Below are 543 nucleotides of genomic sequence, written 5' to 3' on the forward strand. Positions count from 1 at the left end.
TGTGGTGATCGGTAATAGATACCAGACATCAGCCGCCGCGTACTCACACTGACGCTCGGTCAGCGGTCTGGCCAGCCAGTCGGTGCGGGATTCGCTTTTGTCCAGCGCCACCCCCGTAAACTCTTCCACCATCGCGGCAAACCCCCACGACAGCGGACGACCGCAAAAAGCAGCCAGAATTTGTGTATCAATCAACGGCTGCGGCAGTTCGCCAAAAGCGTTGAGAAACACTTCCAGATCTTCGCTACCTGCATGCAGGAATTTGGTGATGGCAGTATCACGCAGAATATCGCGCAGCGGCGACCAGTCGGTGATCCCCTGCGGATCAATCAGAGCAACGTGTTTGCCATCAAACAGCTGGATCAGCCCCAACTGCGGATAATAGGTACGCGTGCGAACAAATTCTGTATCCAGGGCTATCGCCGGAAATTCACGGACGGCTTCGCACAGCGTGGCCAACGCGTCGTCCGTGGTGATCATTTGATAATTCAAATCGTGCTCTCTTAGGTTTGCGCCAAAAAAAACGCCGGATTTCCCGGCGTT

The 543-nt window shown here is 54.9% G+C and carries 1 pseudogene; it reads right to left on the minus strand.

The features are described from left to right. Positions 1-480 (minus strand): annotated as a pseudogene (locus FDW94_RS23940) (ribonuclease D); the annotation flags it as partial. Positions 481-543: the final 63 nt, after the last annotated feature.

The organism is Citrobacter sp. wls757, assembly GCF_005280935.1.
Classification (GTDB): domain Bacteria; phylum Pseudomonadota; class Gammaproteobacteria; order Enterobacterales; family Enterobacteriaceae; genus Citrobacter; species Citrobacter portucalensis.